This is a genomic window from Kocuria atrinae, assembly GCF_039531425.1.
GTDB classification, from domain to species: domain Bacteria; phylum Actinomycetota; class Actinomycetes; order Actinomycetales; family Micrococcaceae; genus Kocuria; species Kocuria atrinae.
In genome coordinates this window covers 89516-95567 of sequence record NZ_BAAAQA010000018.1, presented here as the reverse complement: position 1 = coordinate 95567, position 6052 = coordinate 89516, and the positions used below count along the sequence as shown (strand labels likewise).

6 protein-coding genes are annotated in these 6052 nt (G+C 60.8%); 3 read left to right on the top strand and 3 right to left on the bottom strand.

Annotated features, from left to right (window positions below):
• Nucleotides 1-51 precede the first annotated feature (51 nt).
• From ABD283_RS09760 to ABD283_RS09750, 3 genes are read right to left on the bottom strand one after another with little or no spacing between them, the layout of a single operon-like run.
• Nucleotides 52-864: an MFS transporter gene (locus ABD283_RS09760; protein ID WP_344224804.1), complete on the bottom strand. Its 813-nt coding sequence runs from the start codon at nt 862-864 to the stop codon at nt 52-54.
• Nucleotides 801-1376 (bottom strand): MFS transporter, encoded by a 576-nt coding sequence (locus tag ABD283_RS09755; protein WP_344224803.1) that lies wholly within the window; start codon nt 1374-1376, stop codon nt 801-803. The genes ABD283_RS09760 and ABD283_RS09755 overlap by 64 nt, the downstream gene beginning before the upstream one ends.
• Before the next feature lie 39 nt (nt 1377-1415).
• Nucleotides 1416-2537: a M20 metallopeptidase family protein gene (locus ABD283_RS09750; protein ID WP_344224867.1), complete on the bottom strand. Its 1122-nt coding sequence runs from the start codon at nt 2535-2537 to the stop codon at nt 1416-1418.
• A 297-nt stretch (nt 2538-2834) separates the two neighbouring features.
• On the opposite strand from ABD283_RS09750, the gene ABD283_RS09745 reads away from it, so the two are divergent.
• From ABD283_RS09745 to ABD283_RS09735, 3 genes are all read left to right on the top strand, one after another.
• Nucleotides 2835-3707 (top strand): phage holin family protein, encoded by an 873-nt coding sequence (locus ABD283_RS09745; protein ID WP_344224802.1) that lies wholly within the window; start codon nt 2835-2837, stop codon nt 3705-3707.
• A gap of 199 nt (nt 3708-3906) precedes the next feature.
• Nucleotides 3907-4860, top strand: coding sequence for a DMT family transporter (locus ABD283_RS09740; protein ID WP_344224801.1), 954 nt, complete (start codon nt 3907-3909; stop codon nt 4858-4860).
• On the top strand, nt 4850-6037 hold the full coding sequence (locus tag ABD283_RS09735) for a glycosyltransferase (RefSeq protein WP_344224800.1): 1188 nt from the start codon (nt 4850-4852) through the stop codon (nt 6035-6037). The genes ABD283_RS09740 and ABD283_RS09735 overlap by 11 nt, the downstream gene beginning before the upstream one ends.
• The last annotated feature ends 15 nt before the right edge of the window (nt 6038-6052 follow it).

The window sequence follows — 6052 nt, the reverse complement described above, 5'->3', positions numbered from 1 at the left end:
TGTCCGGGGCGCCGTCTGCTTCTTTAGGAACGTGAAGTGAAGGTCTGAGCCTTACTTCTCGTCGGTGGTGCCGGTTGCTGCCTCGACACCGGCCTCCGGGCTACCCGGAGGGGTCGTGGGTTCGTTGATCGGGCGAGCGGGTTCCTTGAGCAGGAACGGAGCCAGACCGCCGGCGACCAGCATTATCGCCAGGACGATGAAGGCCACCACGTAACCTGCGGCGTCGACCGCTGCACCGACCAGGGCGCCCTGAGCCATACCACCGATGAACGCGCCGATGTTGATGACCGCGAAGGCCGAACCAATGATCTTCAGCGGGATCAGGCGGTAGGGGAGCATCAGGATGGCGGAGAAGGACCACATGATGAACAGGTTGGCCAGCCACATCATGACCGCGGAGCCCCACAGGTTGGGGATGATCACGGCGATGACCATCAGCACTGCGCCGATGCTGGACATCAGCAGCATGAAGACCATTTCGTTGTTCTCGAACCAGCGCTTTACCACGGTGGCGCCCGTGCTCGTGGCGATCCACAGCGACGGACCGTAACCGACCATGACCACCATGTACTCCCAACCAGTGGGGGTGATGCCGAACTGCTCGGAGTACATCGTGGCGAGCCAGGTCAGCAGACCCACGCCCACGGCGTTGTTGAGCAAGAGGCACAAACCCAGGACCAGGGAGTTGCGGTTCTTCCAGGCGTCCAGGATGGAAACGTCGTTCTTGGCCTTTGCTGCGGTCTTATCAGCGGCGGCAGCCTTATCAGCCGGGGACTCGCTCGGGACCAGCTTGACGAACATCAGGGTTGCGACGACCAGCAGCACCGCGAGCAGGAAGTACATCCAGCGGAAGTCACGGGCCACCACCAGGGTGCGAAGACCAGGTAGACCAGGATGGTACCGATACCCGCGGTGGAAACCACCTTGGACTGCACGGCGCCGCGCTCTTCAGCGGCGAACATCTTAGCGATGACCGGCGGCGTGCCGCTGGTATAACCGGCCTGACCGAAACCGATGATCAGGCGAGCCAGCGGAATCAGAATGAAGATCATGGACGTGGCGCTGAACCCGGCGAAGCCGAAGAAAGCAGCACCGGCGGCCAGGATCAGCAGCGCGACCGGGATGAAGATGCGGTAGCCGTAGCGGTCCACGAACCAGCCGGCCACGAACGTCATCACAATGAAGGACAGGTAGAACAGGGTGGTGATCAGACCGAACTGGGTCTCGGAGAACGTCTCCAGCCCCAGGTTGGACATGTAGTTCGGGTCGGTCAGGAACGGGCCGATAGCGCCCGCCAGGCCCTTCTCGATGTTCGCCGGCAAACCCACGGAGAACAGCGTGGCGAACACGCCCTTCTGGGTTTTGGTGAGGTTCATTTCCTCAGCCTTTCGTACTCAAGTGGTGCGGATGGGGGATCAGGAAGCCAGGAAGTCCAGTGCGATCTGCACTTCCGTGCGGGCGCCGGCTTCAAGAGCCTCTTCCTTGATATCGAACTTGGGGTGGTGATTCATGTAGGGCAGACCGTCATCGGCAGTGCCGCCGCCCAAGAAGATGAAGCAACCGGGGATTTCGCGAGCAAAGTAGGAGAAGTCCTCGGATGCGGACGTGGGCGGGCCCCAGAACGCGTTCTCGTCTCCCACGGCCTTCTTGGCCGCATCCAGGGCCAGTTCAGCAAGCTCGTCGTTGTTGATGACCACGGGGTAGCCCTCGGCCCACTGGAACTCGGGCTTGGCGCCGTAGGCGGCACATACGTTTTCGACGATCTCCGTGGCGCGTTCCTTGAGGATGTTCCAATCGTTGTCATCCACGGTGCGCATGGAGACACCCAGTTTGGCGGAATCGGGAATCACGTTGGGGGCCTGACCAGCCTGGATCATGCCCACGTTGACCACGTTCATGTGATCGGGTGCCACGTTGCGGGAAACGATCGTGTTCAGCGCAACGGTCACCGGCGCGGCGACCAGCACCGGGTCGATACCGTCCTGCGGCATGGAACCGTGCGAACCCTGGCCGTTGATCTTCAGGAAGAAGCCACCGGCCACGGCGGAAGCGGGTCCCTTGTGCACGCTGACGGTGCCGGTCTTCTGGTTCATGATGTGCATGCCCCAGATAGCGTCCACATCTTCCAACACGCCGGCGGCCACCATTTCCTTGGCCCCGCCGGGAGGGGTCTCCCCGGCGTGCTGGAAAATGAGCTTCACACGGCCGTTGAAGGTGTCCTTGAGTTCGGTCAGAGCCTTGGCTGCGCCCAGCAACATGGCGGTGTGCGTATCGTGGCCACACGCGTGCATGACTCCGTCCACGGTGGACTTGAACTCGTTGTCGGTCTCCTCATTGAGGGGAAGCGCGTCCATATCGGCGCGCAGGGCCACGGTCATGCCGGGGCCCTTGCCCTCGATGACGGCCACCACGGATGTCTCGGTGGGGTGAGTGGGCGTCAGGCCGAAGCTTTCGAGGGTTTCAGTCACGTACTTGGACGTGTTGTATTCCTTGAAGGACAGCTCCGGGTTAGCGTGAAAGTGGCGGCGCCACTTGATGATGTCAGCGGTGGGAACGTTGATCTCTGTAGTCTTGGTCGCTCTTGAAGGATTTTTGATCCACTAGGCTCGAAGCAGACGATTTCGAGCCATTCCAACGTAGTAAGTGTAATGTTTCGGCTCAAATCATGTTTATGTGAACAATTCCAGTTTCGCACCACTATGAGCGAAATGCAACTGTTTCCCAACATCGCGACAGCACGGACCGGGCGGGCTAGTCTCTTGGCAGCATGCTGAGTGGTAGTTTTGATCTTGAAAAATGTTCAGTAGTGAAGTTCAAGCATCATCGGAGGCGGCATGAGTCATGCAATGGGCCCGGAGAGCGGCCACACCCCCGGCGCGCGTACTCGGGCAACCAAGAAACCTGGAGCGGCATCCATCTTTGATGTCACCAAGGTCTTCGCCCGTTTGCTGCCCAAGCAGCTCAAGGACGAAGCGCAGTTAGCGGCACTCGAGCTCAAGGACAAGGGCATCAAGCTCGGTGTGGGCGCTGCCCTCGCCATCGTGGGCCTGGTGTTCTTGGGCTTGGCTGTGATTGCTCTGATTGGCGCGGCCATTGCGGGCCTGTCCAACGTGATGCCGGCTTGGCTGGCGGCCTTGTTGCTCGCCCTGCTCTTCCTGATCATCCTGGCAATTCTTGCTCTGGTGGCAATGTCCAAGATCAAGAGTGCACTGCCCCTCAAGCCGGAGAAGACTCTGTTCGGTCTGCGTTACGACCTGGGTGTCGTCAAGGAAGGCTCCGCGTACACCGAGGGCCGTGTGCAGCGGGACATCAACGAAGCAGTGCAGCAGAAGGAACGCGAGGAAGAAGCTGCCGCTAACGACCCCAACCAGGTCAAGCCGGTCAAGCCGACCGAAGAGCAGCTGCGTCACCGCCTGAAGCTGCGTCGCGAGCACTTGAAGAGCCTTCGCGACGACGCTCAGAACCGTGTGGACTCCGTTCAGGCAGCCACTCAGGGCTTTGTCGGCCGCACCACGAACACCGTCAAGTCCACCGAAGAATCGATCAAGCAAACCTTCGCCACTCGCGGCGGTTCGCAGGGCGTGCGCACCGAAGGCTCCACTGCCGCCGGTGAGAGCCCGTTGGCTGATCGTTGGCAGCCGCTCGCGGTCGCCGCAGCAGCAGGCTCCGCTTTCTTGGTCTTCTTGCGCAAGCTCCTCAAGAAGTAGCGGATCGCCTCATTACGACGACGCCGCGGCGTCGCCTCGCGAAGGCCGGGTCACCCGAGTGACCCGGCCTTCGCCATGCCCATCTCCTACGGCGGTATGGGCTCGCTCCTACGAGGGGCTGATTTCCATGCTTTAGTGCGGAAAAAATGGAGTGGGCACCCTACGATGATGCTGTGGTGAAAGACGTGATGAACCGTTGATGCAGTGGATTGCAGTTTCATTGGCCCTCCTCGCCGCGCTGTGCTTGGCGCTGGGAACGCAGACTCAGTCTGCGGCGGTGACCGCGCACACCCAGGAGGCCCTGAAGCCATCGAATCTCGGTTCGTTGGTGCGCAACCCGAAATGGGTCGCCGGACTGGTGCTACTGGGCCTTGGTACGGCGCTCAACGTCTCGGCGCTCACGCTGGCGACCGTCACCGTAGTCCAACCGATTGGCGTGATCGCTCTGGTGATCACCACCCTGTTGCACGCCAAACATAAACACCTCGACATCAACGCTCGAACGTGGGGAGCCATTTCCCTCTGCACAGCGGGTGGCGCGGTGTTCGTGGTGGCCGCAGTCGCGGGAACCGACCCCACGTACCTGTCCGATCCTCAGGCCGAGATCATCCTGGTCGCTATCTTGATCGGGCTGGTCCTCTTCTTCGGCGTCGCGGAACTATTTCTCCGGCACCGTCGCATCAGCATGTTCTACGTTCTGGCCGCGGGCATCCTCTACGGTTTCGTGGCGGTGTTGGTCCGGCTCACCATGACCCACACGATCGCCCACGGAATCGGACAGATCCACTGGCTCACGGTCATCATGATCGTCGTGGCCTCCGTGGTGGGCGGCTGGATGGTCCAGTGCGCTTACTCGTGCGGACCTCCCGATCTGGTCATCGCGGGTCTCACCGTGGTGGACCCGATTGTGGGCGTGGTCCTCGGCCTGTCGGTACTGGGGGAGGCCGGCCCCGACTTCACCCCTGGCATCGGCATGGTCATGTGTCTGGCAGGGACCGTTGCTATAGTCGGCGTGGTGTTGCTGTCTCGGCATCACCCTGAAGTCATTGAACGCAGGGAGCAAGCGAAGCGACTGCGCCGTGAACTCTCAAGTGAAACTCCATCTGCCGATTCCGCCACTTTGAAGACTTTGAACAGCACCCGTGAGCACTGAGCATCCCGAGGAACCGCGCCCTTTGAAGATTCTGATCATCGCCGAGACCTATCCGCCGGACATCAACGGTTCAGCTCAGTTCGCTCGCCGTCTCGCGCAGGGCATGCTCGGCCGTGGCCACGAGGTTCACGTCATGGCACCCATGACTTCCAAGGGCAAGTCCCACACGGTCGAGAAGGACGGCGTGACCGAGCATCGAATTCGCTCGCATCGGGCTTTCACGCACCCGTATTTCCGACTGTGCTTCCCGTGGGAGGTCTACAGCGAGATTAAGCGGGTCATTGATGAAGTCCACCCGGATGTAGTTCACAGTCAGTGCCACTACATCCTGGGGCGTCTCGGTATCCAGGAAGCTCAGCGCCGAGGGATCCGGTTGGTGGGTACCAACCACTTCATCCCCGAAAACATCGAACCGTTCCTCCCTTTCCCCGATTGGTTCATTCGCGGGTACCGCAAGGTTTCGTGGTGGGACCTGGCCCGTCAGTTCCGCCGCTGCGACGTGGTGACGGCACCGACCCAGCTGGCGGTTGAGACCATGGTGTCCAATGGTGTGGACGATGGCGCTGTTCCTGTGTCCAACGGGATTCAGGTGGGCGATTACGAACTCCACTCCGGCGAGGAGCTCCACAAGCCCAACCGCCAGACCGTGCTCTTCTGTGGCCGTCTCGCGGTGGAGAAGAACGTCAACGAGTTGATCGAGGCCATTGCACTGATCCCGTCCGAGAAGAATGTTCATGCCGAAATCGTGGGTGAAGGTGAACAGCTGGATTCGTTGGTGTCCCTGGCCCACTCGTTGGGCGTGGCCGGACGAATTCATTTCCGCGGTTTCCTCACCGACGAACAGCTGCGTGTTTCTTATCTGAACGCAGATGTGTTCTGCCAGCCAGGAACCGCTGAGCTGCAGTCGCTGGTCACGCTGGAGGCGATGTCCGCATCCACGCCGGTGGTTCTCGCCAACGCACGAGCATTGCCCCACCTGGCGGATGAAGGGGTCAACGGTTATCTCTTCGAACCAGGCAATGCGGAAGACCTTGCAGAGAAGCTGCTGTTGGTTCTTGATGCCAGCCCGGAGAAGCGCCGTGCGATGGGCGAGGCCAGCCACCGGATGATGTCCAAGCACTCCTTCGAGAAGACCCTGGACACGTTCGAACGGGTTTACCGCGGCGAACCTGCTTGATGAACGGCTCTACCC

Coding starts and splice junctions, on each gene's coding strand:
- ABD283_RS09745 (WP_344224802.1), top strand. CDS start 2,835: ATGAGTCATGCAATGGGCCCGGAGAGCGGCCACACCCCCGGCGCGCGT.
- ABD283_RS09755 (WP_344224803.1), bottom strand. CDS start 1,376: ATGAACCTCACCAAAACCCAGAAGGGCGTGTTCGCCACGCTGTTCTCC.
- ABD283_RS09740 (WP_344224801.1), top strand. CDS start 3,907: ATGCAGTGGATTGCAGTTTCATTGGCCCTCCTCGCCGCGCTGTGCTTG.